Consider the following 26166-nt stretch of genomic DNA (forward strand, 5'->3'; position numbering starts at 1 on the left):
CAGATATTTTAGCAAAAAATACAAATTCTAAGGTAAATTTCAAGAGCTTACTTAAAAATTATAAAACCAAGCCAAACTGCTATCAGGCAAAGGATTATATTTAATAAAATATTTAAAGAAAAATTAAAATAATTTCCACTTTGTAAAAGCAGTAAATTTTCATAAGAAAATGTAGAAAAAGTTGTAAAAGCTCCTAAAAATCCTGTACTTATAAAGCTTTTGAGCGCAGGAGATAAACCCTTATGATGTGCATAAGAAAACAAAAGCCCCATCATAAAAGATCCTAAGACATTAACAAAAAGAGTACCAAAGCTTATAGAATGGGGTAAAATTTTATTTATCAAATTGATAGAAAGCATTCTTAAAACCGCCCCTATAAAACCCCCAAGACCAACAACTAAAATGGTATTTAGCAAAGCTTAGCTCTTTCTTGATCTAGTAATTCTTGCATTTTTTTTCTAGTATTTTCAAGCCATTTTTCATCACTCGTATCCACTAAATCCATGCAAATGATTTTCAATACTCCAGAACTAGCACTAAAACTTTTAGTGTCTAAAATTTTCGCAGAATCAACAATCAAAATAGGCTGCACTTTTAAATCAAGCTTTTCACTTAAAATTTTAGCACCACTTTGAAATTTAAGCAATTTTTCATTCCTAGAACGCGTTCCTTCAGGAAAAATCGCCAAAACTCTATCTTCACTAAGCCTTTGTTTAGCTTCTTTTAAAACACGCACCAAATCGCGTGGATTTTTTCTATCTATGCAAAGAAGTTTAGGTTTTTTAATGGCAATTTTAAAAAGAGGAATTTCGCCTAATTCTTTTTTGGCAATCCAACATAAATTTTTAGGATACAAATCCTCTAAAGCTATGATATCTAAGGTACTTTGATGATTCATTAAAATCATATTTGCTTTAAGATCAAATTCCCCTATGACTTCATATTTGTAAAAAAGAATATTTTTTTGAAATCTAGCCCAAGATTTTCGAAGTTTCCAAAGCGTATCTTGAGATTTGATAAAACAAAAACATAGCACAACAAAAGCTACGCTTATAATAAAAAAGAACCAAAAATATAAAGCTTTAATTTTTTTGTAAATCACTACTTTCAACCCATCCTATCTTACCATCGCGAAAAAGCACTTTAACATAATGAAGTCTTTTGCCTAACACCTCAACCTTTTCGTTAGAATTTGCTGTATAAAAATAAGTTGATGATTCAGTTGGTAAAATTTTAGCCCTAGAACCCGCTTTTAAAATTGCATTTTCTGTGTTAGTATCTACAAGAAAACCAAGTATAAAACATAAAAGCGCTCCTGCTAAAATAAAATAATTTTTCTTCCAAACAAACCATAATGCCAAAATAAGAGTCAAAGCCCAAAGAGCATATTGTTTATAAATATTAAAATCCCTATTTGTAGGATTTAAATCGCTTTGAGTGCTCACCTCATCATCGCTGATTTTAAGCTTAAAGCTCATATTTTCCATTTTTTTAGTATCTTTGTTAAAATAAGAAAATTCAAAATCTGTTTTAGTCGATGGAAAAATAGCATAATAAAAAGCATTAGAAGAATTAAAATCACCCTTTAAATTTTCAATACCCTGTTTCTCGACTCCATTTACAAAAAAGCTCTTAAGATTTGCATTTGTGGCGCTTAGTTCAATCATTGTAATAATGCTTGAATCATCAAAATAACTGGTTTTGATTTTTTTAACCTCCAAGGAACTTGCCACAAGATGTGAAAAATTTTTATTATTAGGTGTATTTTCAAAATGGATAGCACCTATACTAATACTAGCACTTTGAAAAATTTTTCCATTTCTTAAAAGGCTGACTGAAATCTGTTCTAAATTTGCATTTGAAGTTTTAGCCTCAAACCACAAAACAGCCCTATAATCGCCTTTAATATATTCCCATTTTAAATCAGGATTTAAAAAGATCAAGTCCTTGCTTTTTTGCAAAGTGATGTTAAAATCAAAATTTGTATCCTCTGTAATCTTAGCATGAAGAACTATGGGAAATACTTCTCCAATATATACTTTATTAACATAATCATCAGTAGTAAGAACTAATGAACTTTGAGGTATAAAAGGATCATATATATTACTATCAAAATCGGAATTTTCATCACTTGGAGCGATATTTTGATAGATTTGCTGTTCCTCTTTTGGAAGTTTTTGCAATTCTCTTTGCATATTTTCATCTTGACCATCAAAAACAGAAATTTCACTTCGAGCAAAAAGACTCAGACAAACAAAAACTAAAAAAAATATTATTCTCACATAAAACCTTCGAGCATTCTTAAGCCTATATCATTACCTAATATTTTATCGCAAGCGCGCTCTGGATGAGGCATAAGGCCAAAAATTTTTTTATTTTCATCACAAATTCCTGCGATATCCAACACAGAGCCATTAGGATTTGGTTCGTATTTTAAAAGAATTAAATCTTTATCTTGCATTTTTTTCAAGGTAGCTTCATCTGCATAATAATTTCCTTCACCATGAGCAACAGGAAGATTGATAATTTCATCTTTTTGAAAATTCTTTAAAAAAACATTATCATTTGAAACAACTCTTAAATTTTGATTTTTGGAGATAAAACTTAAATTATTATTGTACTTCATAGCACCTTCTAAAAGTCCACTTTCAAGCAAGATTTGAAAGCCATTGCAAATTCCTAAAATATATCCTCCTCTTTTCGCATGTGCGATAACACCTTGCATAGCAGGAGCGATTTTAGCAATGGCTGCACATCTTAGATAATCTCCATACGAAAATCCTCCAGGCAAAACCACTAAGTCTGCATCAATTTCTTTTTCTTCATGCCAAATGATTTGTGCTTTTACACCAAGTTTTTCAAAAGCATATTGGGTATCAAATTCGCAGTTTGTTCCAGGAAATCTAATAATAGCAACTTTCATCATTTCTCACTTACAATAAGCTCATAATCTTCGATTACACTATTTACCAAAAGCTCTTCACACATACTTTTCACGCGTTCTTTTGCTTTTTGTTCATCACTCTCATCTAAATCAAGCACGATTTGTTTGGCTACTCTTGCTTCTTTGATTTCATTAAAATTTAAAGAATGTAAAGCCTTTTCTATAGCTTTTCCTTGAGGATCTAAAACACCATTTTTTAAAAAAACATTGACAAGTATTTTCATGATATTCCTTAGTTTAAAATTCTTTTTAAAACTTCTTCATAGGCCATTTTAACATTTCCTAAATCTTGACGAAATCTATCTTTGTCTAGCTTTTCATTGCTAAATTTATCCCAAAATCTACAGCTATCAGGACTGATTTCATCGGCTAAAACAAGCTCATTGTCTTTAGTTAAACCTAGCTCAATTTTAAAGTCAATAAGTCTTAAATTTTTAGCATCAAAAAAAGGAGTTAAAATCGCATTGATTTTTTTAGCCATTTCTTTAATTTCTTTAATCTGTGCTTCATTTTGTACTAAATTTAAAATCAAACAATGCTCATCATTGATAAAAGGATCTCCTAACTCATCGTTCTTAAGACAAAATTCCACCAAAGCAAAAGGCAAAACTGTGCCGTCTTTAATACCCAATCTTTTTGTAAGCGATCCTGTTGCAACATTGCGCACTATAACCTCAATAGGCACAATTTTGCATTTTTTTACCACTTGCTCATTATCACTAATGGTTTCAACTAAATGAGTTTTTATGCCATTTTTTTCAAGCAAATGAAAAAGTTCTGTGCTGATTTTGCAATTTAATGCACCTTTTCCACTTTCACTTCCTTTTTTTTCAGCATTAAAGGCTGTTAAATCGTCTTTAAATTCGCTTATAAGAAAATTTTCATCTTCGGTTGTATAGAGTTTTTTACCCTTACCTTCATAAAGTAATTCTTTTTTTTTCATAATTATTGTCCTTGTTTAATATTTAATATTTTAATGGTATCTATGGCAGATTTTAACTGCGCATCATCATTAATTTGCTTTTGAGTAATGATATTTTTATCATTTTTTTGCTCTTTTTTGTCTTCTTTTTTCTCATTTTTATCAAGTTTTTCCAATTCACTTTCTAAATGCTGCTTTAAATCACTTTCTTTGATATTAAAGCCATCTTCTTGAGTATTAACTTTTCCTGGAAATACTTCAATATCAGGTTTTACACCTACTGCTTGTATAGTGCGCCCACTTGGCAAATAATATCTTGCAATAGTAAGTCTTAAAGCTTCAGTTTCATTGATCGGAATAATTTGTTGAACACTGCCTTTTCCAAAAGTATTTTCTCCTATGATTATAGCTCGCTTAAGATCTTGCAAAGCCCCACTAACAATCTCACTAGCACTCGCACTTCCGCCATTCACAAGCACTACTAAAGAACTGTCAGAAATTTTATTTTTTGGATTTGCTGTATACTCTTGATTTTCACTTGTAACGCGTCCTTTTTGAGAAACAATTACTCCTTTATCTACAAATAAATTAACAAGCCCTGTAGCTTGATTTAAAAGACCGCCAGGGTTATTTCTTAAATCCAAAATTACACCCTTTACATTAGGATGTTTTTTAAGCTCTTTACTTGTCATGTCCACAACATTTTTATCAAAATTCGTAACTCTTAAATAAAGTATATTTTCATCTTCGATAAGCTTTGCATAAACACTTTCTACTTTAATAATATCACGCGTTAAAGTAACATCAAAAGGCTTAGTTGCTCCTTTTCTAAATATAGTAAGAGTGATTTGCGTCTTTGGTTTTCCGCGCATTTTATCCACTGCATCGTTTAAATTGATTCCCAAAGTAGCCTCATCGTTGATTTTTAATATTATATCGCCTGATTTAATCCCAGCTTTATCTGCTGGAGTTCCCTCTATAGGAGAAATAACAGTCAAGGCGCCATCTTTCATACCTACAGTGATCCCAAGTCCACCAAATTCACCACTTGTTTGAATTTTCATATCATTAAAATCTTTTTCATTTAAAAAAGAAGAATGCGCATCAAGATTGCTCAAAAGTCCAGAAAGTGATTTATCAATCAAATCTGTAATATTTTCATCATCTACATAATACTGCTCAACTATAGCCAAAGTTTTAGTCAATTTATCTAAAGACTCTAAGCGTTGTTGCATTAAATCAGATGGATTCTTTGGTTTTGCTTGTAGGTTGCTTGCTAAAAAAACACAAAGAGCCAAAGAGCCTGTAAAACCTGTAATAGCGGCTAGAAATCTTTTACTACTCAAAATGAACTCCAAAATTAAATATTTTAAGCCCAAATTTTAATAACTTTTGCTTAAAAATTCGTAAATAATACTAAATTTGTTATAAGTTTAATGGATTTAAAAAAAATTAATGCTAAAATATTTTATATTTTTTAATTTCAAAGCAAGAAAGAATATAAATGAAACACACTCATACGCATTCTCCAAAACATATCAAAGCCATAAGTAATCGTTTAAGTCGCACTATAGGACATTTAGAAGCTATTAAAAAAATGGTTGAAAGAGATGAGGATTGTAGTGATATTCTTATCCAGCTTGCTGCGGTTAAAGCAGCGGTTAACAATACCGCTAAAGCCATACTTAAAGAACATTTAGCCCATTGTATGTATCATGCGGTGATGGAAAAAGATACGCAAAGCATAGAGGATTTAAACAAGGCTATTGATATGTTTGTAAAATAGCTATTTAAGTGCTTAAAATTCAATACTTTCTAAAATATACTTAATTTTATTTCAAAAATTTTATAAAATAACTTGACATTATTTGACTAAAGTTATATAATACTTCATATATAAAACTTGAAAAAGGATATACAATGGCAAATATACAAGAATTTTTAACCGACAATATGCTTTCAAACCTTGAAAGTGCAGCGTCTTTGGCGATTCATTCTAAAAATAATGAAGTTGTCCCTTTACATCTTTTATGGGCTTTAATTGTAGACAGTTCAAGTATTTTAAATCAAATTTGTAATAAATTTAATATTTCAAAAGAAGCTTTAGAACTTGAAATCAAAAGCAGAATTTCAAATCTTGCAACAAGCTCTAATGTCAATCGTGAAAATGTGCGTTTTTCTAATGAATTTATCAATTCCTTAGAAAGTGCTAAAGGACTTATGAGTGCCAATGGTGATAATTACTTAAGTGTAGATACTTGGCTTATAAGCGAAAGCGAAAAAAATCCTATTAGAGAAATTTTAGCCAAATTTATAGATATTAAAGAATTTCAAAAAGAGCTCCAAAATTTAAGAGCAGGACGCAAAATCGAAAGCAAAACAAGTGATGAAACCCTAGATAGCTTAAATAAATTTGGTATAGATTTAACCGCAAAAGCAAGTGAAGGAAAGCTTGATCCTGTTATAGGCAGAGAAGAAGAAATCGAACGCTTAATGCAAATTCTTATACGCAAAACAAAAAACAACCCTATACTTTTAGGTGAACCAGGAGTAGGAAAAACAGCGATCGTAGAAGCTTTAGCACAAAGAATTATCAAAAAAGATGTGCCAAAATCTTTACAAAATAAAAAAGTCATAGCTCTTGATATGAGTGCATTGATCGCAGGAGCAAAATATCGTGGAGAATTTGAAGATAGATTAAAAGCGGTGGTAAATGAGGTCATTAAAAGTGAAAATATCATACTTTTTATCGATGAAATTCACACCATAGTAGGCGCAGGAGCAAGCGAAGGAAGTATGGATGCTGCAAATATTTTAAAGCCGGCACTTGCAAGAGGCGAACTTCACACCATAGGAGCAACCACTCTTAAAGAATATCGTAAATACTTTGAAAAAGATGCGGCCTTGCAACGCCGTTTTCAACCTGTAAATGTAGGCGAACCTAGCGTAAATGAAGCTTTAGCAATGCTAAGGGGTATTAAAGAAAAACTTGAAATTCATCACAATGTCACCATCAATGATAGTGCTTTAGTAGCGGCAGCTAAGCTTTCAAAACGCTATATTGCCGATCGTTTTTTACCCGATAAAGCAATTGATTTAATCGATGAAGCTGCGGCTGAACTTAAAATGCAAATTGAAAGCGAACCAAGCTCTTTGAGAAAGGCACGCAAAGACATAGAAACTTTAGAAGTAGAAAATGAAGCTCTAAAGATGGAAAATGATGAAAAAAATCAAAAAAGACTAGATGAAATTGCCAAAGAACTGGCCAATTTAAAAGAAAAACAAAGTGCTTTAAATTCACAATTTGAAAATGAAAAAGCAGTTTTTGATAGCATAAGCGCAAAGAAAAAAGAAATCGATAGTCTTAAAAACGAAGCTGTTTTTGCAAAAAATAAGGGTGAATTCCAAAAAGCTGCAGAATTAGAATATGGCAAAATTCCAGAATGCGAAAAAGAAGTGGCAAATTTAGAAGAAAAATGGAAAAAAATGAGCGAAAATGGAGTCTTGCTTAAAAATCAAGTGGATGAAGATTTGGTTGCTGGAATTTTAAGCAAATGGACAGGAATTAGCGTGCAAAAAATGCTGACTTCAGAGAAGCAAAAATTTTTGGAAGTAGAAAAACACTTAAAAGAAAGTGTGATTGGGCAAGATAAGGCTCTAAGCGCTTTAGCAAGAGCTATCAAACGCAATAAAGCAGGATTAAATGCAGACAATAAGCCTATAGGAAGCTTTTTATTTTTAGGGCCTACAGGAGTAGGAAAAACACAATCTGCTAAGGCTTTGGCGAAATTTTTATTTGATGATGAAAAAGCAATGATTCGCTTTGATATGAGCGAATTTATGGAAAAACATAGCGTTTCAAGACTCTTAGGAGCGCCTCCAGGTTATGTAGGGCATGAAGAAGGCGGAGAGCTTACTGAAGCGGTGCGTAGAAAACCTTATAGCGTGCTTTTATTTGATGAAGTCGAAAAAGCCCACAAGGATGTGTTTAATGTACTTTTAGGAATTTTAGACGATGGTAGGGCAACTGATAGCAAGGGTGTAACTGTGGATTTTAAAAATACCATTATTATTTTAACTTCTAATATCGCCTCAAGTGCTATCATGAATTTAAGCGGAAAAGAACAAGAAGATGCGGTAAAAAATGAGTTAAAAAATTTCTTTAAACCTGAATTTTTAAACCGCTTAGACGATATCATCACCTTTAATCCACTTGGAAAAGATGAGGCATATGAGATAGTTAAACTTTTATTTAAAGACTTGCAAAAAAGTTTGGAAAATAAGGGTATAAAAGCAAGTCTTAGTGAAAATGCTGCGCTTTTAATCGCTAAGGACGGATTTGATCCTGACTTTGGTGCTAGACCTTTAAGAAGGGCTATTTATGATTTAATCGAAGACAAGCTAAGCGATATGATACTTGCAGACAAGCTTAATGAAAATGATGAGATTGTTATCGATGCAAAAAATGATGAGATTGTTATCGAAAAAGCTTAACTCTTTTAGAAGAAATAGATTTTTCTATTTCTTCACATACTTTTAAAATAAAATCTCACTTTCATTAAATTTCATATTCGCTCTTGGCAGAGGTGATTTGATAGTATAATAAGCATTTTGCCCCTTATAACTTCCTCTATATACCCCATTTGGAATGCTGAATTTTCTTGTAGTATCAGGAAATTTCTCTAAGTATTTATTTAAAAATTCCTTAAACACGGGAGCAGAAGTCCTAGCCCCACCCTCTGTATAACGCATAGGCTTATTATTGTCATTTCCATACCAAATCAAAGCTTCAATCTCAGGTGTTAAGCCACAAAACCAAGCATCGATATTTTTATTGGTAGTTCCTGTTTTGCCTGCTATTTCTATGCCTTCAACCCTTGCATTGCGTCCTGTACCATGCTCTACAACATTTCTCATCATATCCAAAACCAAAAAGCTTTGCGCTTCATCGCTCACTCTGTATTCATTTGAGTTAAATTCCATAATAATTTGATCATTTCTATCTTGTACTTGCTTAATGATTTGTGGCTCTTTTATAACTCCATAATTTCCAAACATAGTATAAAATTTAGAATACTCCAAAGGAGAAATTCCAAAGCTTCCTAAAACAATCGATAAATTAGCCGGAATATCCCTAAAGCCAAATTCTACAAGCTTTGAATGAAGCACATCAAGTCCCATACCAAGAGCAAGATTGATAGTAGCTAGGTTTCTTGAACGTGTTAAGGCTTCTTTTAGGGTAATCAAGCCAAGGAATTTACCTCCATCATTTTTAGGTTTCCAGTCTTTATTATCCCCTGCTCCACCTTCAAAAATTCTAGAAATATCTGCAATCTCACTCATAGGCGAATAGCCTAGATTAATAGCTGCTTGATACACAAAAGGTTTAAAGGAGCTGCCTGGTTGTCGTGTGCTTTGAGTAGCTCGGTTGTAATTACTTTTTTCATAATCAACCCCACCCACTAAGGCTAAAACATCTCCACTTTGATGATTAACCACCACCATAGCTCCATTTAGCGTACTTAAATTTGCATCCTTATCACGCTTTACTATTTCATCATAACCAAATTTTAAGGCATTTTGAGCCATTTCTTGCACATCTAAATCTATATTTAAAGTGATTTTATAGCCGCCTGTTTTAAGATCTTTAATGCTAGGACTTAATTGCTTAATCACCTCATCTACAACATAAGGAGCTGCATTTTGCGTTAAAGTATCATCATAAACTTGAGGAATTTCTTTCATAGCTTCATCATATTCTGCTTTAGAAATCCAACCTAATGTATACATTCTTGCTACAACATTATTTGCCCTTGCGATAGAAAGATCTAAATGTTTTGTAGGATCATAGCTACTTGGTGCTTTTGGCATACCCACAAGCATAGCAATCTCTTTAAGGCTTAACTCATTTAGATTTTTATGAAAATATCCTTGCGCAGCTGTTTTAACCCCATAATATCCATGTCCAAAAAAGATATAATTTAAATATCTTTCCAAAATTTGCTCTTTGCTTAAAATTGTTTCCATTTTATAGGCGAGCAAGGCTTCGCGAATTTTACGAGTGATAGTTCTTTCAGGGGTTAATTCTGTATTTTTGATAAATTGTTGAGTAAGCGTTGAAGCTCCCTCCATGGTTTTTCCACCACTTCTTATAATTTTAACAATAGCCCTAAAAATAGCATCAATATTTACCCCATCATGTTCAAAAAAGCTAGTATCTTCTATAGCTACAAGAGCTTCTATAAGACGCGGGGGTAATTCTTCATAGCTTGCATAAAAACGATGTTGTTCAAAGATATTGGCTACTAATTTTCCATTTCTGTCGTAAATTTGCGTTGTAAGTGGAGGTTTATACTCTTTAAAAGTATATCCTTGAGTATCTGCATTTGCAAAAAGATAGGCCACATAAATAAATACAGCGATCAAACACACAACAAAAAATGAAAATATATATTTTAAAATTTTCATAAATAAGCCTTTAAATTTTGAGTATCAAGTCCTAAAGCGGTGTTTAAATTTCCCTCTTGTTTAATGATATAGTTTTTATGAAAACCCTCACACATAATCGCCCCTGCTTTACCCTTATAAAATCCATTTTCTACATAGTCTTTTAAATCACGAGGATCAAATTTTGAAAAATAAAGCGTTGTTTTTGAAAGAGAGAAAACTCTTTTTTTTAAATTCTTTAACAAAAAAGCACTTAAAATACTAGCACATTTTCCATCTTGTAAATCAAGCATTTCACAAGCTTCTTCTTTGGTATTTGCCTTAGTAAGAATTTTATCTCCTATGCAAACTATGCTGTCTGCAAAGAGTAAAGTTTCATCTTTAAATTTCTCTTCATAAGTCGTGCAAAATTGTCTTTCTTTCTCTAAGACGATTTTTTGCACATAAATACTAGGCTTTAAATTTTTGTCTAAATTTTCATCATAGTCAAAGCTTATTTGTTGAAATTCAATCTTTGCCTCTTTGAGCAAATTCGATCTAGAAACAGAACTTGAAGCAAGAATTAACATTGCTTAAAGTCCTTTTTGGATCAAATCCAAAGCCTGTTTTAAAGCTTCATCTATCTTGCTTATATCTTTACCGCCTGCTGTAGCAAAATCATCTCTTCCGCCGCCATTGCCACCTAAAATTTGAGCAATATTTTTAACCAAATTTCCAGCTTTTAAAGGACAATTTTTCACACCTGCTGCAAGGGTTATCTTATCATCTTTTGTTTGTATTAGTAAAATAGCAGCTTTTTCAAATTTGTTTTTAAATTCATCAATCATGGTTTTTATATCACCGCTTTCTACGCATTCAACGCAAATTTGAACTCCATTGATATTGCTTGAGTTAAGCTGTGATTTGTTAGAATTTTTAAGCTCGTTTTTTAATTTTAGAATTTCATTTTTAAGTTTTTTTACCCCAAGACTTAAATCATTGCTTTTAAGCTCTTCTTTAAGGTTTAGATTTTCATTCATAAAAGTCTTGCAAAATTCTAAAGCTGCTCTTGAAACAACCGCTTCTATACGCCTTACACCTGCACTTACACCACTTTCTTTAACTATGTAAAAACTTCCTATTTGAGCTGTATTTTTTACATGAGTTCCTCCGCAAAGCTCTTTACTTTCACCTAAGGTTAAAACGCGTACATTACCTTGATATTTTTCATTAAATAAAGCAATAGCTCCACTTTTTTTAGCATCTTCTAAAGGCATATTTTCTAAAATTGCTTCGCTTGAGCTAATGATCATTTCATTAACTCTTTTTTCAATACTTTCTAATTCTTCCTTGCTTAAAGCTTTGTGATGAGTAAAATCAAATCTTAATTTATTGCTTTCAACCAAAGAACCTGCTTGACTGATATGAGAACCCAAAATTTCTCTTAAAGCGTGATGTAAAAGATGAGTAGCTGAATGATGGCGTGCAGTTTGTTCTCTTTTGTCGGTATCAATTTTTGCTATTATCTTATCATTAAGCTTGATTTCTTCATTAGCTTTTACAAGACTAAGATTGAGATTGAAAAACTTTTGAGTATCTAGCACTTCGCTAGTTCCTATATATCCTGTATCAGCAATTTGCCCCCCACTTGTTGCATAAAAAGGAGTATTATCAAGCATAACCCAGCCTAGACCTTTAAGACTTGAAACTTCTTTAAAATCTTCATCTAAAAGAGCTAAAACGGTGGCTTGACATTCTGTTTTTTCATAACCCACAAAGCAATTTTCTCCAAATTTTTCAAGTAAATTTTTAAAATCTCCACTTGCTACCTTATCGCCGCTTCCTTTCCAAGAAGCTTTTGCACGATTTTTTTGTTCATTCATCAATTCTTCAAATTTAGCTTCATCTACCACAAGATTTTTTTCTCTTAACATATCTTGCGTTAAATCAAGTGGAAAACCATAAGTATCATAAAGCTTGAATGCAACCTCTCCGCTAAAAACTTCTTTGGTATTTTTAAGCTCTTCATTAAAAATTTCAATACCGTTTTCTATAGTGCTCAAAAATCTCTCTTCTTCTAAGCAGATTTGCTCTTTTATAAAATCTTTCTTTTCATTAAGATAGGTATAATGCTCACCCATAAGCTTGCAAACTACATCAACTAAATTATACATAAAAGGTTTTTTAAGCCCCAATAAATACCCATGTCTTAAAGCACGGCGTAAAATACGGCGTAAAACATAACCCCTACCCTCTTTATCAAAACTCGTTCCTTGAGCGAGCAAAAATACACTCGATCTTATATGATCAGCGATAACTCTAAAGCTAGCTCCACTTTCATAAATATAAGTTTTACCACAAAGTTTTGCAATTTCATCGATAATAGGCATAAAAAGCGAGCTGTCAAAATTGCTAAATTTACCCTCTTTGATAGCCGTAACCCTCTCAAGCCCCATTCCTGTATCAATACTTGGTTTTGGCAAAGGCGTAAGTTTACCATCAGCACTTCTTTCATACTGCATGAAAACAAGGTTCCAAATTTCTAAGAACCTATCTCCATCTCCACCCATATAATCTTCTTCTCCATTAAAATACTCTTCGCCTTGATCATAAAAGATCTCGCTACAAGGACCACAAGGGCCTGTATCGCCCATTTGCCAAAAATTATCCTTATCGCCAAATCTATAAATTCTTTCTTTTTGGATATGTTTTTGCCATAATTCAAAGGCTTCATCATCGCTTTCATGTACAGTTACATAAAGTCTATCTTTAGGAAGTTTTAACACCTCAGTTACAAATTCCCAAGCATAAGCGATAGCTTGTTCTTTAAAATAATCCCCAAAGCTGAAGTTTCCTAACATTTCAAAAAAAGTATGATGGCGAGCAGTATAGCCTACATTATCTAAATCATTGTGTTTTCCCCCTGCTCTTATACAAGTTTGGCAGCTTGTTTTGCGTGGTGGGTTTGGACGAGGCACTTCTCCTGTAAATATACTTTTAAAAGGCACCATTCCCGCATTTGTAAAAAGCAAGGTTGCATCATCAGGAACTAAAGGACTTGAAGGTGTGATTTCATGACCCTTAGACTTAAAAAAATTTAAATATTCACTTCTAACATCCATAAGATTTTCCTAAGAAATTTTTATAAAAGCATATCATACCAAAATTACTTTAAATTAAGTAAAACTAAAATACAATAAGCCTTTTTAATTAATTTCTTTAATTTTCAAGGTTTTTTATGAATTTTATCAATCTTCAAACTCAATATCTTCAGTATAAAGAAGAAATCGATTCTGAAATTGCAAGTGTTTTATCAAGCTCCTCTTTTATAGGAGGTGCAAAATTAAATGAATTTGAAACAAATTTAGCCCGATACACTCATGTACAACACGCAATAGGATGCTCAAGTGGCACAAGTGCTTTATATCTTGCTTTAAGGGCTTTAGATATCAAACAAGAAGATGAAGTCATAGTGCCTAGCTTTACTTTTATAGCTACAGCTGAAATGGTCGCATTACTTGGAGCTAAGCCTGTATTTGTAGATATAAATTTAGATAATTTTAATATCGATTTTGAACTCCTAAAAAACGCCATCACTCCTAAAACAAAAGCAATTATTGCTGTGAGTATGTTTGGTCAAATGAGTAATTTACAAGAACTAAACGCCTTTTGCGAAAGCAAAAATATAAGCTTGATTGAAGATGGTGCACAAAGTTTTGGAGCAAGCTTTAAGGGTGAAAAATCTTGCTCTATTGCCAAAATTTCATGCACTAGCTTTTTTCCTTCTAAGCCTTTGGGGGCTTATGGCGATGGTGGAGCGATTTTTTGTAACGATGAGAGCATAGCTAAAAAATTAAGAATTTTACTCAATCATGGACAAACTGATCGTTATAAACATGAATTTATAGGGATAAATGCTCGTCTTGATACTCTTCAAGCAGCCATTTTAAATGTAAAATTAAAACACCTAGATGAAGAAATTAACAAAAGACAAGAAATAGCAAAATTCTACAACGAAAATTTGACAAATTGCCAAATTCCAAAGATTGATGAAAACGCCATCAGTGCTTATGCGCAATATAGCGTTTTAGTAGAGGATAGAGCTAGAGTTTTAAAAGCTTTTGAAAAAGCAAACATTCCTTATGCTATCCATTATCCTACACCACTTCACAAGCAACCTTGCTTCAGTGAATTTTCGCATTTAAAATTAGAAAAATCAGAATTTGCGAGTAAGCATATTTTATCCTTGCCATTTTCAGCATTTTTAAGTCAAAGTGAGCAAGAAAGTGTAATTAAAGTGTTTAAGGAAGGACTATGAAATTAGATCAAGTGGGATCTTTTTTAAGACCTAAAATTTTAAAAGAAGCTAGAGAAAATTTTGCCTTGGGAAAAATCGATGAAGAACAACTTCGCAGCATTGAAGATTCTTGCATAAGAGATCTTTTAGAAGAGTGCGATAAGGCGGGAATTTATTATTTAAGTGATGGGGAATTACGCCGTTCTTGGTGGCATCTTGATTTTTACTGGGGTTTTGGCGGTATTAAAAAAATCAAAAAAGAAAAGGGTTATATCTTTAAAGGGATAGAAACAAGGGCTGAGGGCATAGAAATTGAAAGTAAAATCGAGTGCAATAACCATCCTTTTTTAAAAGATTTTGAAAGATTAATGCAAATTGCAAAAGGTTTAAAAATAGATACAAATCGCTTAAAACTTACCATTCCAAGCCCTTCAATGCTTTTATATATGCTTTTTATCCGCGGGGGCAAAAACACAGAATTTAATTACTATGGTAAAGATTTTACAAAACTTAAAAATGATATTTTAAATGCTTATGAAAATTTTTACAAAGAATTTGCAGCTCTTGGTGGAGTATATTTGCAACTTGATGATACAAGCTTTGGTTCTTTATGTGATTATGAATTTTGCGCTTTAAATGAGATCAACACAGATGATATTTGTGAAGAATATGTAGATTTTTTAAATGAGAGTTTAAAAACTATGCCAAAAAACATAATGAGTGCAATTCATATTTGTCGTGGAAACTACCGCAGTCGCTATGTAGCAAGTGGGGGCTATATGAAAGTCGCTAAGAAGCTTTTTGGAGAACTTAGAGTCGATAAATTCTTCTTAGAATTTGATGATGAAAGGGCTGGAAATTTTGAACCTTTAAAATACATCAACGATCAAATTGCGGTTTTAGGAATTCTTACTAGCAAAACCAATGAAAGTCCAAGCGTAGAAGAGTTAAAAGCAAGAGTAAAAATAGCAGCTCAATTTTTAAATCCAAAACAAATTGAAATCAGCACACAATGTGGCTTTAGCTCCACTGAAGAAGGAAATGAAATCTTCACTCATTCTCAATGGGAAAAAATCAAACTCTTAAAACAAGTTTTAAGCGAACTTGAAAATGAAGGATTTTTCTCTTGAAAGTAGGAATTGTAGGCCTTGGAAAAATGGGGCAAAACCATTTAAACGAGCTTAGTAAAAATAAAAATTTTAAAATCAACGCTTTGTTTGATATGGTTGAAAATAAAAATTTAAACGCGCCTTTTTTTATTAATTTGGATGAATTTTTAAATCAAGATAATGACATCATCATCATTGCAACACCGACAAATTCACATTTAGAAATAGCTAGAAAGGTTTTTTGTAAATGTAAATGCGTATTGATCGAAAAACCTTTAGCACTAAATTTAAATGAAATAAATGAAATTTCAAATTTGGCTAAAGATCATAATGTAAAAGTGGGTGTGGGATTTTGCGAAAGATTTAATCCTGCAGTTTTGGCTCTAAAAAAAGAGCTTCAAAATGAAGAAATTATCAGCATCAATATACAAAGATTTTCCACTTATCCGCAAAGAATCAGTGATGTAGGAATTTTGCAAGATTTGGCTGTGCATGATCTTGACTTGCTTCATTTTTTAAGCGCAGAGAAAATTACAAATGCTAACATTTTAAAAAGTTTCAACAAAGACAATCAAAGAGAAGATGAAAGCATTATAACCTGCAAGCTAGAAAAAACGATCGCTTGTGTGCATCAAAGCTGGAACAGTACGCAAAGACTAAGAAAAATTACACTTGTGAGTAAAAATCATTTTTACGAGGCAAATTTAGCAGATTTTTCCCTAAGTAAAGATGGACAAAACTTAGAACTGATGACACAAACACCCCTTTTTGGCGAACATATGGCTTTATATGATTTGTTTTTAAATAAGGAAAATTACCTAGCAAATATACAAAATGCTTATGCTGTGCAAGAAATTTTAGAAAAATTTTAATTTTTCTAAAATAATGCAATAAACTCCAAATAACTTGAGTTTCAATAAAACACTTAGATAAAAATTTATTGATTTTAAATCCATACTGAAGTAAAATAAAATTAAAAAAAGGTTTTTAGATGAAATTAGTTTTATTTTTAAATATGGGCGGAGCCACAAATTTACAAGATTGTGAAACTTTTTTAAAAAATATGTTTAATGATCCTTATATTTTGGGTATTAAAAATAAATTTATAAGAAGATTTGTGGCGTGGATTATTACGAAATCTCGCGTAAAAGCTATGAGAGAAAATTATAAACAAATGGGTGGAAAATCTCCACTCAATGAACTTACTCAAAGTTTGTGCGAAAAGCTTAATGCAAAAACAAAAGACTTTAAATTTGATTTTGTCAATCTTTATGTGCCGCCTTTTGCCAATGAAGTTTTGCAAAAATACACTTTAAGTGAAAATGATGAAATCATTCTTTTTCCACTTTATCCACACCACTCAAGCACCACAGTTACTTCATCGCTTGAAGTTTTGCAAAATGAAATTTTAAAACAAAAAATCAAGGCAAAAATAAAGATTGTAGATATTTTTTACGAAGATGAGCTTTATAATGAGACGATTGTTTCTCATATTTTGACCAAAAAAAGTGAGTTTGATGCTAAAACTTTAATTTTTTCAGCACATTCTTTACCGCAAAGTATTATCGACAAGGGCGATTTATATGAAAAACATGTCAATCATCATGTAGAGCTTTTAAAAGAAAGATTAAAAGATCATTTTGATGAGATTATCTTAGCTTATCAATCAAAATTAGGTCCAGTAAAATGGCTTGAGCCAAATACGAGCGATATTTTGGCAAATTTAGATAACAAAGCTTTGATTTATCCTATTTCTTTTTGCATAGATTGTTCTGAAACGATTTTTGAGCTAGGTATGGAGTATAAACATTTAGCAAAGTGCGATTATGATTTAATCACTTGCCCAAATGATAGTGATGAATTTATCCACTTTATTTTAAAGTATTTATCTGATTTTAATTAAGAATGATTTTGAAGTCCTTGTTTATGATTACAAGGACTTTTTAGTAAAAATTTAGCCAACTAAGCTAAAGTATAAGCTTTTTCTCCGTGCAAACTCACATCTAAGCCTTTTTGCTCTACTTCTTCTTTTACTCTTAAGTCTGTAAAACAAGAGATAATCTTAAAAATAACAAAGCTTATAAGAGCTGACAAAACCACACAAATCACAATAGCAAAAATTTGCTCTTTTAAAAGTTCCAAACTTCCGCTGATAAAAAATCCCTCGCCAAGTGCATTTTGGGCAATCACATTAGGATTTACTTTAGCACTTGCAAAAAGTCCTGTAGCGATTCCTCCCCAAACACCTCCGATTCCGTGCAAAGAAAAAGCATCTAAAGAATCATCCCATTTGAGTTTGTATTTAATAAAACTCAAACCAAAATAACAAAATACAGAAGACAAAGCCCCTATAACAAGAGAAGCATAAATATCTACATAACCACAAGCTGGAGTAATCCCTACAAGCCCTGCTACAAGCCCACTAAGCCCACCTAAAATAGTCGGTTTTTTATGGATGAGCCACTCAAGCACTACCCAGGATAAAAAGCCACAAGCTGCTGATATAATACTTACTATAAAAGCATTGATAGCAATATCATTCATTTCACCAGCACTTCCAGCATTAAAACCCAACCATCCTATAAAAAGCAAAATCGCACCTAAGAAAGCATAAGGAATAGAATGTGCGTTTTTATCCTCATCATCACTTTTTCTAGCACCCACTATCAAAGCTCCTACAAGTCCGGCAACCCCAGAGCTAATATGCACAACACCGCCCCCAGCAAAATCAAGGCTTCCTCTTTTAAGCAAAAACCCCTCACTACTCCAAATCATATGCGCTAACACATCATAAACTAAAGTACTCCAAAAAAGTAAAAATATCACCAAAACACCCAGTTTAATTCTTCCAACCAAAGAGCCTGTTATGATGGCAGATGCAATAAGTGCAAACATCATTTGAAAAATTACAAAAAGAATATTTGGAACACCTGAAGCATTATATCCGCTAATACCCTCTAAGAGGAAATTCTCGAAATTTCCTACAAGCCCAAGTCCTTCATCTTTACCAAAAGAAAGACTAAATCCAAGCACTACCCATTGTAAAGTAATAACACCAAAAACAATAAAGCAATTCATTATGGTATTAAGAGTATTTTTACTTCTTACCATACCTGAATAAAACATTGCCAAAGCTGGAGTCATAAGCAAAACTAGCAAAGTACACAACACAATAAAACTTGAATTTATCGCATTCATTTACCTGTCCTTTCTTACAAAATTTAATTGCGAGATAATTATATTTAAAATGGTTTAAAAAAATATAAATTTAAGAAATATTTTATATATTTTTTTTATCAAAATTTATTTTTTTATCTTAAATTACTATAAATAGGTATTTTAAAAAATATTTTACTTCTCTATAATTCAAATTTACTAGCATTAAAATAAAAATTTGGGGCTAAACCAAAACAATAAAAAAGAATTCTTGCAAGATAATAAAGAAAATTTTGATGATTTAGTAAAAGTTTTTTTAAATTAAAAGTAGAAATTATCTAGTATTAAAAAAGCAATTGCGTTTTAAAATAGCCTAAAAGCTCTTCTTTGGCTTTGAAGATATCATCAGTGTTTAGCTCAAAATCTATTTTTTGTGGCTTTTTATAACTCTTATCATAATAAGCCAAAAGCAAGGCAATAAGCCTTTGCCATTCTCTTTGCTCATAACTTTTTAGCAAATCCTGACGAAGATTTACACTGATATAAGGACTGATCTTAGCAAGACATTCTTTAAATTTCAAAGGAGTCATTTTTTCTTGATAGATCTTTTGTATCCTGTCTATGCGCTTTTCTAAAGAACAAAAACAATGAATTTTAAATGCTTTTTGCATTTTTTCATAAAGCTTTAAAGGCAAAACTATTTCGCCTATTTTACGACTTTCACTCTCTATAAAGATAAAATCTTTTAAAGAATTTAAAGTATGAAAAAGGCTTGCTTCAAAAGCTTTTTGCGTAGGTTGAGTACCTAAAATATCGCCAAAAGAAGAGCCTAGATGATTTGCCATTTTTTCTAAATTTAAATGATGGGGTAAAAGCTCCAAAAGCTCTGTTTTTCCACAGCCTGTATTACCACAAAGAGCAAAAAAATCTAAATTTATTTCATTATCAAAATAATGTGCTAAAAAACTTCTATAAGCTTTAAAGCCACCCTTTAAACGCACCACTCTATAGCCTAATTCGCTCAAAATCACTGCGATAGATTTTGAACGCAAACCCCCACGAGAACAGTAAATTCCAATCTTATCTCCTATGCGGAATTTTTGAGTAAGTTCTAAGATATGCTTTGACATATTTTGACAAATATAACTCGCACCCCTAGCCTTAGCTAAAGCTTGATTTTTCTTATAAATCATTCCTATTTCTTGATATTCTTCATCATTGAGTGCATAAAAATTTAAAGCTCCTATCAAATGAGAATGCAAAAATTCTCTAGGGCTTCTTGCATCGATTAAAAGAGAGAAATTTTCTTTTTGAAATTCTGTAAATTCAACTTCACTGAGCATTTTTAAAAGCCAAAACAAGTTTTTGATAAACTTGCTCGATATTAGCGCCACAAACCCTAGTTTCTCCTATGGTTGTGATAAAATTTGTATCTCCTGCCCAGCGTGGCACTAGATGATAATGACAATGAAAAGCTATGCCAGCTCCTGCATCTTTACTTAAATTCATACCGATATTGACCCCATTTGCATGAATTTGCTCTTTTAAAATTTTCACTCCCAAACGCACAAAATGGCTCATTTCTTGCCAAATTTCATCGCTTAAATTTTCTATATGCTCTTCATGTACATAAGGAATCACCATAAAATGCCCCGCAGAATAAGGATAGCGGTTCATCACTCCAAAACAATGCTTTGCTCTAAAAATCACGCCTAATTCTTCATCGCTTTTGATCTTATTAGCACAATCGCAAAATGGACAAACACTTTTTTCTTTTTCAAAATACTCACTCCGCCATGGTGCATACAAATACTGCATTTTCCCTCCTTAAAGCAAAGCTTTTAAAGCCTTTCCTTCATCTTTTTCGCGCATAAAATATTCGCCGATTAAACAAGCATCAACGCCTAAATTTTGCAAATGCCTTAAAAAATCTTTATCCTCTAAACCGCTTTCTGCGATAATAATTTTTGAATTTGGAATTTGTGGGATGAGTTTTTCGCATAAATTCATATCCATAGAAAAATCATCCAAATTGCGATGATTTATGCCTATAATATCAGCTCCTGAAAAAATCGCTTTGCTCAAATCTTCTTTATCGTGAATTTCCACCAAGGCTTCAAGTCCCAAATGTCTTGTAAATTCAAGCAATCTTTTAAGCTCTTTCATACTTAACATTCTAGCGATAAGCAAAACAAAATCCGCCCCATAAACCAAAGCTTCTAAAATTTGATACTCATCAAAAATAAAATCCTTTCGCAACAAAGGAGCGTGCGTATAACGGCGTATCATGCTAAGGTATTCTAAACTCCCTTGAAAAAAATGCGGTTCTGTTAAAACTGAAATAGCAGCAGCTCCATTTTTTTCGTATTTTAAAGCTATATCTAAAGGATCAAAATTTTCCCTTATAACCCCTTTACTTGGACTAGCTTTTTTAACCTCTGCGATAATTCTTACTTCATTTTCTATTCTTTTTAAAGCAGCTTTAACATCTTTAGGAAAAAAAGGATTCGATGCTAAAGATCGTCCCAACATATCATAAGGCAGTTGCGCCTTACGCTCTTTTAAATCTTCTTTAGTTTTTTCAAAAATTTTATCTAAAATCATGGTTTAATACACGCCTTTATTGCTTTTGCATGAGCCTTGCTCTCATCAGAATTTGCAAATTCTTTATCCTCTAAAGTTTGCTTCAAAATTTCCCAAGCCTTTTTACAATCACCTTGTTTATAATACCCCCACGCTAAAGAATCCAAATAGTATAAATTTTGAGGCTCTTTTTTTAAGGCAAGTTCAACCAATTTCATACCTTTTTTAAGATCTAAATCATAATCTATCAATAAATACCCATAATAATTCAAATACAAAGCATCACTATTTTCATCAATCGCATTAGAAAATTTTTCGCTCACAAGAGCAACAACCTGCGGAGTGATTTTTTTATTCAAATTTGCTTCTTCAAATTCAAACACTGCTGCACGCAAAAGATATTCTTTCTCTTGAGTGCGTTTATAAATTTGCATACTAAGATCTTTAGCCTTGTTGTATAATTTTAACCTTTGATATAAATAAAGCTTCATATCATCATCTGCATTATATTTTAAAGCAAAATGCAATGCTTCTTTGTCTTTGTTTTGAGAACTTAAAAGCTCGATAAGAGCTAGGATAAAGCTTTTGTTTTTTGTAATATTATAAAGCTCTATATAAATTTCTTGTAAAGCTTTGCTATTGCCCTTATCATTATAAATCTTTGCTAGTAAAATGCAAGTTTTAAGAGTGCAACCATTAATATTTTTTGAATTTTCTAGTATATTTTTAATGCTTGAAGTATCATTTAATATAGCATAAACACCCACGAGCTTAAACAAAATCTCCTCGTTTTGAACTTGATTATAGGCTAGTTGATAATATTTTATGGCATCTTTTAAATTATTTTGGCGTATTAATACATCTCCATAAAGCTCTAAATTTCTTGGATCATCACTTTTTTTCTTTAAAAGCCCTTGGATAAGCTCTTGAGCTTCTTTAAGATTATAAGAATTTAAGGCATAAAGTGCACTAAGACGCTTAAGATTATCACTCTTATCAAGATAAGGCTTGGCTATATTATTTATCTCTTCTTTTTTATCAAGGTTGTTTGCTAGAGTTAGCAAAAATGCATTTTCTAAAAAATTAGTAATATTATAATCTCTAAAAAGTGCCAAAAACTCATCCCTAGCTTCTTCATATTGATTAAAATATTCATAATTATAAGCTTTCATGATCCTTAAATCAAATTCATTGCTCTTTTGCTGCTTATAATCGGGGTAAGCTATAATCGTTTTTGAAGCCCCACACGCAGTTAAAAAAAAGCCTATTAAGACAAATAACAAATTCCTATACATTCTTTTTTTAGCTCCTCTTGATGTGTTTTAAAATATTCCCAAAAAGGAAAGGTGCGGCATTGCTTCGGACGAAAATCATAAATAGAGCAATTTCTTTTTTCCTTATCGAAAAAAATACATGCAAATCCATCTTCAAATTCAACTTCCTTAAAACTCATTCTAAAGCCTACCTTTTTTAAATATTTCAAAGCAAATTCTTTTTCATCTAATTGCAAATGCTCTCTCAAAGCCTTTAACTCTTCCTTGTTTGCAAAAATATTTCCACTTTCTCCTGTGCAACATTTTCCACCGCATTCTTGACAAGCATTTTCATTAAATCCATAAGAAAAATCTTTATTAAATATCATAACTTTCCAACCTAAATCTAGAGTGAATCTCTTGCATTTGCTCACTCAAATTCTCATTTTTATAGATAAAAAAAGGGGGTAAAATCTCACAAGGCGATTTTACACTTTTTCTAGCTTGCACCAAGACAAGTCTTGCTGAAATATTTTGATGAGTATGTACAAAACGAATTTTAGTTAATTTTAGCTTTTTACTCTCTAAAACAAGGCAAATTTTATCTAAAGCCAAGGCTTCGTAACAAAAATACAATACCCCCATAGGTTTTAACAAAGCATTGGATCTAACAATAAATTCATTTAAAGTCAAATATTTTTGAAATTTACTTATATTTTTATGCGTATTTTTACCCTCATGCGCCCCATCTCTATAAAAAGGTGGATTACAAACTATAAAATCAAATTTTTTATCATTTTGAAAATTTCTAAAATCTTCATGCAATACTCCAGCTTGTATATTATTTTGTTTTAGATTACGATGAATGAGTTCTATATTTTCTTGTTGTATATCAAGCAAAGATAAATCTAAATTAGAAACAAATTTTTTAAGTAAAATTCCTATAATACCACATCCCGAACCTACTTCCAAGACTTGATTTTTAATACCCATTTCTAAAACAAAATCAGCTAAAAGTAAAGAATCGCTGTTGTAACGATAACCATCACTCAATTGGGCTAATTTAATACTATCTTGCATTTTCAATGGGTTGGAATTTTAATTCTTTTTAAAGGAGTATTTTCTTTGCTTGTGTTTTGTTCTTGTTTTAAAGCATTATTTTGACTTGCAAAATCTATAAAATTTTGAGCAAAAAGTAAGGAAGATAATGATATTGTGAAAAAAAATTTCAACATAATTTTCCTTGAAATTTATATTCTATTTAAGTTTATTTAAAAAATTTAAATGGTGTCCACGGCGAGATTCGAACTCACGGCCTCAAAATTAGGAATTTTGCGCTCTATCCTGCTGAGCTACGAGGACAGAAAGCGGGAAAAATCCCGCTAAAAATTTAACCGTTTCTTTTTTTGATGATTTCATCCGCAACATTTTTAGGAACTTCATCATAATGATCAAATTCCATAGAATAAGTCGCACGACCTTGAGTTTGACTTCTAAGATCAGTAGAATAACCAAACATTTCAGCCAAAGGACAAAATGCTGTGATGATTTTATTTCCACCACGCTCATCCATGCTATTTACTTGACCACGGCGTTTGTTAAGATCTCCAATAACATCGCCCATGTAATCTTCAGGAGTTTCTACTTCAACTTTCATCATAGGCTCTAAGATCACAGCACCTGCTTTTCTAGCACCTTCTTTAAAGCCCATAGAAGCAGCAAGTTTAAACGCCATCTCAGATGAATCCACCTCGTGATAACTTCCATCATAAACAGTTACTTTAACATCTTCTACTGGATAACCTGCTAAAACACCATTTTGCAATGCTTCTTGAACACCTTTATCAACCGCAGGAATATATTCTTTTGGAATTACCCCACCTTTGATATCATTAACAAACTCATATCCACTACCTGGCTCAAGTGGCTCAAGGCGTAAGAATACATGTCCGTATTGACCACGACCGCCTGATTGCTTAGCGTATTTGTATTCTTGTTCAACAGTTTTTCTAATGGTTTCGCGGTAAGCAACTTGAGGTTGTCCCACTTCAGCTTCCACTTTAAATTCACGAAGCATACGATCAACAATAATTTCAAGGTGTAATTCACCCATACCTGAAATGATAGTTTGGCCACTTTCTTCATCTGTAGAAACTCTAAAACTTGGATCTTCTTGTGCTAATTTATTTAAAGCAATAGACATTTTTTCTTGATCTGCTTTAGTTTTTGGTTCTACTGCAACAGAAATAACAGGATCTGGGAAATCCATTCTTTCAAGAATTACCTTATCTTTTTCACTTGCAAGAGTATCCCCTGTTAAAGTATCTTTAAGTCCTACAACTGCACCGATTTCTCCTGCGTAAAGAACTTTAATTTCTTCTCTTTTATTAGAGTGCATTTTTAACAAACGACCAATTCTTTCTTTTTTATCTTTGGTTGAGTTATAAGCATAAGAACCGCTTTCTAAACATCCACGATAAACACGCACGAAAGTAAGTTGTCCTACAAATGGATCTGTCATAATTTTAAATGCAAGTCCTGCAAATTCGCCATCATCGGTTGATTTTACAGAAACTTCTGTGCCGTCTTCATATTCACCCTTGATATTTGCCACTTCATCAGGAGCTGGTAAATAAGCCACAACAGCATCAAGTAAAGGTTGAACACCCTTATTTTTAAATGCAGTTCCACAAAGCATAGGAACAATAGAAAGACTTAAACACCCTGCTTTAATACCAGTTTTAATTTCCTCAAGGCTTAATTCTTCACCGCCTAGATATTTTTCCATCAACTCATCTGAAGTTTCTGAAACCGCTTCTATCATTTTAGTGCGATATTCTTCTGCTTTTTCTTTAAGCTCAGCAGGAATTTCTTTTTCTACATAATCTGTTGGCTTAGTATCATCTTCCCAAACTAAAGCTTTCATAGTTACAAGATCGATAACACCTTTGAAATTATCTTCAGCGCCGATTGGAATTTGAAGTGGAACTGGATTAGCTTTTAAGCGATTACGAATTTGATCTTCTACATTATAGAAGTTTGCGCCGATTCTATCCATTTTATTTACAAAAACTATTCTTGGAACACCATATTTATTTGCTTGTCTCCAAACAGTTTCGCTTTGAGGTTGCACCCCACCTACTGAACAAAATACTGCAACAGCACCATCAAGAACACGCATAGATCTTTCAACTTCTATGGTGAAATCCACGTGGCCCGGAGTGTCTATAAGGTTAATTTGATGATCTTTCCAAAAACAAGTCGTCGCAGCAGAGGTAATAGTAATACCTCTTTCTTTTTCTTGCTCCATCCAGTCCATAGTCGCAGCACCATCATGCACTTCGCCTATTTTATGACTCATACCTGTAAAGAAAAGAATTCTCTCACTTGTAGTTGTTTTTCCCGCATCAATATGTGCAGCAATACCGATATTTCTAACCCTTTTTAAAGGAGTACTTCTAGACATTTTTTCTCCT

Annotated in this window: 24 protein-coding genes, 1 tRNA gene and 1 pseudogene; 6 read left to right on the forward strand and 20 right to left on the reverse strand. The window is 32.2% G+C overall.

Annotation, left to right across the window (positions count from 1 at the left end; genetic code table 11):
- Positions 1 to 47: 47 nt before the first annotated feature.
- The 7 genes and pseudogenes from crcB to CCO88_RS04625 all read right to left on the reverse strand — a co-directional run bounded on the left by crcB (position 48) and on the right by CCO88_RS04625 (position 5227).
- Positions 48 to 416: a fluoride efflux transporter CrcB gene (gene crcB, locus CCO88_RS04595; protein WP_002780858.1), complete on the reverse strand. Its 369-nt coding sequence runs from the start codon at positions 414 to 416 to the stop codon at positions 48 to 50.
- The gene (locus tag CCO88_RS04600; protein ID WP_025443334.1) at positions 410 to 1102 is read right to left on the reverse strand and encodes a lysophospholipid acyltransferase family protein; all 693 of its coding nucleotides are present in this window, start codon (positions 1100 to 1102) and stop codon (positions 410 to 412) included. Before CCO88_RS04600 ends, crcB begins: the two co-directional genes overlap by 7 nt.
- Positions 1083 to 2195 carry an SH3 domain-containing protein gene (locus CCO88_RS04605; protein ID WP_235694512.1) on the reverse strand — a complete coding sequence of 371 codons (1113 nt, stop codon included), beginning with the start codon at positions 2193 to 2195 and terminating at the stop codon, positions 1083 to 1085. Before CCO88_RS04605 ends, CCO88_RS04600 begins: the two co-directional genes overlap by 20 nt.
- A 31-nt stretch (positions 2196 to 2226) precedes the next feature.
- Positions 2227 to 2923 (reverse strand): annotated as a pseudogene (gene purQ / locus CCO88_RS04610) (phosphoribosylformylglycinamidine synthase I).
- Positions 2923 to 3168 (reverse strand): phosphoribosylformylglycinamidine synthase subunit PurS, encoded by a 246-nt coding sequence (purS, locus tag CCO88_RS04615; RefSeq protein ID WP_002776055.1) that lies wholly within the window; start codon positions 3166 to 3168, stop codon positions 2923 to 2925. The pseudogene purQ and the gene purS overlap by 1 nt, the downstream one beginning before the upstream one ends.
- A gap of 8 nt (positions 3169 to 3176) precedes the next feature.
- A complete protein-coding gene (purC, locus tag CCO88_RS04620; protein WP_002776052.1) occupies positions 3177 to 3887 on the reverse strand; it encodes a phosphoribosylaminoimidazolesuccinocarboxamide synthase in 711 nt (236 codons plus the stop codon).
- 2 nt (positions 3888 to 3889) lie between these two features.
- A complete protein-coding gene (locus CCO88_RS04625; protein WP_025443335.1) occupies positions 3890 to 5227 on the reverse strand; it encodes a S41 family peptidase in 1338 nt (445 codons plus the stop codon).
- A gap of 143 nt (positions 5228 to 5370) precedes the next feature.
- On the opposite strand from CCO88_RS04625, the gene CCO88_RS04630 reads away from it, so the two are divergent.
- Together CCO88_RS04630 and CCO88_RS04635 are read left to right on the forward strand one after the other, a co-directional pair.
- Positions 5371 to 5652, forward strand: coding sequence for a metal-sensing transcriptional repressor (locus CCO88_RS04630; protein ID WP_002779742.1), 282 nt, complete (start codon positions 5371 to 5373; stop codon positions 5650 to 5652).
- A 134-nt stretch (positions 5653 to 5786) separates the two neighbouring features.
- Positions 5787 to 8360 carry an ATP-dependent Clp protease ATP-binding subunit gene (locus CCO88_RS04635; protein ID WP_002780845.1) on the forward strand — a complete coding sequence of 858 codons (2574 nt, stop codon included), beginning with the start codon at positions 5787 to 5789 and terminating at the stop codon, positions 8358 to 8360.
- Positions 8361 to 8402: 42 nt separating this feature from the next.
- On the opposite strand, the gene CCO88_RS04640 is transcribed toward CCO88_RS04635, so the two are convergent.
- The 3 genes from CCO88_RS04640 to alaS are packed head-to-tail and all read right to left on the reverse strand — an operon-like array spanning position 8403 to position 13414.
- A complete protein-coding gene (locus tag CCO88_RS04640) occupies positions 8403 to 10334 on the reverse strand; it encodes a penicillin-binding protein 1A (protein WP_002780831.1) in 1932 nt (643 codons plus the stop codon).
- Positions 10331 to 10882, reverse strand: coding sequence for a septum formation inhibitor Maf (maf, locus tag CCO88_RS04645; protein WP_002779739.1), 552 nt, complete (start codon positions 10880 to 10882; stop codon positions 10331 to 10333). Before maf ends, CCO88_RS04640 begins: the two co-directional genes overlap by 4 nt.
- 3 nt (positions 10883 to 10885) lie before the next feature.
- Positions 10886 to 13414, reverse strand: a complete 2529-nt coding sequence (alaS, locus tag CCO88_RS04650) for an alanine--tRNA ligase (RefSeq protein WP_002839608.1) — start codon at positions 13412 to 13414, stop codon at positions 10886 to 10888.
- Positions 13415 to 13530: 116 nt separating this feature from the next.
- Here alaS and CCO88_RS04655 point away from each other — a divergent pair, with 116 nt between their 5' ends.
- From CCO88_RS04655 to hemH, 4 genes are all read left to right on the forward strand, one after another.
- Entirely contained in the window at positions 13531 to 14610 is a 1080-nt protein-coding gene (locus CCO88_RS04655) for a DegT/DnrJ/EryC1/StrS family aminotransferase (RefSeq protein ID WP_002839611.1), read from the forward strand.
- Positions 14607 to 15719 (forward strand): cobalamin-independent methionine synthase II family protein, encoded by a 1113-nt coding sequence (locus CCO88_RS04660; RefSeq protein ID WP_002782930.1) that lies wholly within the window; start codon positions 14607 to 14609, stop codon positions 15717 to 15719. Before CCO88_RS04655 ends, CCO88_RS04660 begins: the two co-directional genes overlap by 4 nt.
- Complete coding sequence (locus tag CCO88_RS04665) at positions 15716 to 16570, forward strand: Gfo/Idh/MocA family protein (RefSeq protein ID WP_002793528.1); 855 nt, start codon at positions 15716 to 15718, stop codon at positions 16568 to 16570. Before CCO88_RS04660 ends, CCO88_RS04665 begins: the two co-directional genes overlap by 4 nt.
- A gap of 119 nt (positions 16571 to 16689) precedes the next feature.
- The gene (gene hemH / locus CCO88_RS04670; protein ID WP_002823718.1) at positions 16690 to 17601 is read left to right on the forward strand and encodes a ferrochelatase; all 912 of its coding nucleotides are present in this window, start codon (positions 16690 to 16692) and stop codon (positions 17599 to 17601) included.
- 59 nt (positions 17602 to 17660) lie between these two features.
- Here the strand turns inward: hemH and CCO88_RS04675 are convergent, their stop codons facing one another.
- The 10 genes from CCO88_RS04675 to fusA all read right to left on the reverse strand — a co-directional run bounded on the left by CCO88_RS04675 (position 17661) and on the right by fusA (position 26156).
- The gene (locus CCO88_RS04675) at positions 17661 to 18896 is read right to left on the reverse strand and encodes an ammonium transporter (RefSeq protein WP_002823717.1); all 1236 of its coding nucleotides are present in this window, start codon (positions 18894 to 18896) and stop codon (positions 17661 to 17663) included.
- Positions 18897 to 19198: 302 nt separating this feature from the next.
- Positions 19199 to 20197 carry a tRNA 2-selenouridine(34) synthase MnmH gene (gene mnmH / locus CCO88_RS04680; RefSeq protein WP_025443336.1) on the reverse strand — a complete coding sequence of 333 codons (999 nt, stop codon included), beginning with the start codon at positions 20195 to 20197 and terminating at the stop codon, positions 19199 to 19201.
- Positions 20187 to 20672: an HIT family protein gene (locus CCO88_RS04685; RefSeq protein WP_002823715.1), complete on the reverse strand. Its 486-nt coding sequence runs from the start codon at positions 20670 to 20672 to the stop codon at positions 20187 to 20189. Before CCO88_RS04685 ends, mnmH begins: the two co-directional genes overlap by 11 nt.
- 9 nt (positions 20673 to 20681) lie before the next feature.
- A complete protein-coding gene (trpC, locus tag CCO88_RS04690; RefSeq protein ID WP_002839615.1) occupies positions 20682 to 21458 on the reverse strand; it encodes an indole-3-glycerol phosphate synthase TrpC in 777 nt (258 codons plus the stop codon).
- Positions 21455 to 22732 (reverse strand): tetratricopeptide repeat protein, encoded by a 1278-nt coding sequence (locus CCO88_RS04695; RefSeq protein WP_002779477.1) that lies wholly within the window; start codon positions 22730 to 22732, stop codon positions 21455 to 21457. The genes trpC and CCO88_RS04695 overlap by 4 nt, the downstream gene beginning before the upstream one ends.
- Positions 22705 to 23079, reverse strand: a complete 375-nt coding sequence (locus tag CCO88_RS04700; protein WP_002779476.1) for a YkgJ family cysteine cluster protein — start codon at positions 23077 to 23079, stop codon at positions 22705 to 22707. The genes CCO88_RS04695 and CCO88_RS04700 overlap by 28 nt, the downstream gene beginning before the upstream one ends.
- The gene (locus tag CCO88_RS04705; RefSeq protein ID WP_002779475.1) at positions 23069 to 23770 is read right to left on the reverse strand and encodes a tRNA1(Val) (adenine(37)-N6)-methyltransferase; all 702 of its coding nucleotides are present in this window, start codon (positions 23768 to 23770) and stop codon (positions 23069 to 23071) included. The genes CCO88_RS04700 and CCO88_RS04705 overlap by 11 nt, the downstream gene beginning before the upstream one ends.
- A 2-nt stretch (positions 23771 to 23772) precedes the next feature.
- Positions 23773 to 23925, reverse strand: a complete 153-nt coding sequence (locus CCO88_RS10405; RefSeq protein ID WP_002779473.1) for a hypothetical protein — start codon at positions 23923 to 23925, stop codon at positions 23773 to 23775.
- A gap of 50 nt (positions 23926 to 23975) precedes the next feature.
- Positions 23976 to 24052 (reverse strand) — tRNA-Arg (locus CCO88_RS04710).
- Between the two features lie 28 nt (positions 24053 to 24080).
- Positions 24081 to 26156 (reverse strand): elongation factor G, encoded by a 2076-nt coding sequence (gene fusA / locus CCO88_RS04715; RefSeq protein WP_002780804.1) that lies wholly within the window; start codon positions 26154 to 26156, stop codon positions 24081 to 24083.
- Positions 26157 to 26166 lie beyond the last annotated feature (10 nt).

Origin of the sequence: Campylobacter coli LMG 9860 (assembly GCF_000254135.1) — a bacterium.
Lineage (GTDB): Bacteria > Campylobacterota > Campylobacteria > Campylobacterales > Campylobacteraceae > Campylobacter_D > Campylobacter_D coli.

Excerpts from the sequence above, each read along its gene's own strand:
- CCO88_RS04605 (WP_235694512.1), bottom strand. The coding sequence starts at position 2,195 with ATGCAAAGAGAATTGCAAAAACTTCCAAAAGAGGAACAGCAAATCTAT.
- fusA (WP_002780804.1), bottom strand. The coding sequence starts at position 26,156 with ATGTCTAGAAGTACTCCTTTAAAAAGGGTTAGAAATATCGGTATTGCT.
- purS (WP_002776055.1), bottom strand. The coding sequence starts at position 3,168 with ATGAAAATACTTGTCAATGTTTTTTTAAAAAATGGTGTTTTAGATCCT.
- CCO88_RS04700 (WP_002779476.1), bottom strand. The coding sequence starts at position 23,079 with ATGATATTTAATAAAGATTTTTCTTATGGATTTAATGAAAATGCTTGT.
- CCO88_RS04675 (WP_002823717.1), bottom strand. The coding sequence starts at position 18,896 with ATGAATGCGATAAATTCAAGTTTTATTGTGTTGTGTACTTTGCTAGTT.
- CCO88_RS04640 (WP_002780831.1), bottom strand. The coding sequence starts at position 10,334 with ATGAAAATTTTAAAATATATATTTTCATTTTTTGTTGTGTGTTTGATC.
- CCO88_RS04635 (WP_002780845.1), top strand. The coding sequence starts at position 5,787 with ATGGCAAATATACAAGAATTTTTAACCGACAATATGCTTTCAAACCTT.
- CCO88_RS04630 (WP_002779742.1), top strand. The coding sequence starts at position 5,371 with ATGAAACACACTCATACGCATTCTCCAAAACATATCAAAGCCATAAGT.
- maf (WP_002779739.1), bottom strand. The coding sequence starts at position 10,882 with ATGTTAATTCTTGCTTCAAGTTCTGTTTCTAGATCGAATTTGCTCAAA.
- trpC (WP_002839615.1), bottom strand. The coding sequence starts at position 21,458 with ATGATTTTAGATAAAATTTTTGAAAAAACTAAAGAAGATTTAAAAGAG.
- CCO88_RS04655 (WP_002839611.1), top strand. The coding sequence starts at position 13,531 with ATGAATTTTATCAATCTTCAAACTCAATATCTTCAGTATAAAGAAGAA.
- CCO88_RS04685 (WP_002823715.1), bottom strand. The coding sequence starts at position 20,672 with ATGCAGTATTTGTATGCACCATGGCGGAGTGAGTATTTTGAAAAAGAA.
- hemH (WP_002823718.1), top strand. The coding sequence starts at position 16,690 with ATGAAATTAGTTTTATTTTTAAATATGGGCGGAGCCACAAATTTACAA.
- mnmH (WP_025443336.1), bottom strand. The coding sequence starts at position 20,197 with ATGCTCAGTGAAGTTGAATTTACAGAATTTCAAAAAGAAAATTTCTCT.
- CCO88_RS04660 (WP_002782930.1), top strand. The coding sequence starts at position 14,607 with ATGAAATTAGATCAAGTGGGATCTTTTTTAAGACCTAAAATTTTAAAA.
- CCO88_RS04705 (WP_002779475.1), bottom strand. The coding sequence starts at position 23,770 with ATGCAAGATAGTATTAAATTAGCCCAATTGAGTGATGGTTATCGTTAC.
- CCO88_RS10405 (WP_002779473.1), bottom strand. The coding sequence starts at position 23,925 with ATGTTGAAATTTTTTTTCACAATATCATTATCTTCCTTACTTTTTGCT.
- alaS (WP_002839608.1), bottom strand. The coding sequence starts at position 13,414 with ATGGATGTTAGAAGTGAATATTTAAATTTTTTTAAGTCTAAGGGTCAT.
- purC (WP_002776052.1), bottom strand. The coding sequence starts at position 3,887 with ATGAAAAAAAAAGAATTACTTTATGAAGGTAAGGGTAAAAAACTCTAT.
- CCO88_RS04695 (WP_002779477.1), bottom strand. The coding sequence starts at position 22,732 with ATGTATAGGAATTTGTTATTTGTCTTAATAGGCTTTTTTTTAACTGCG.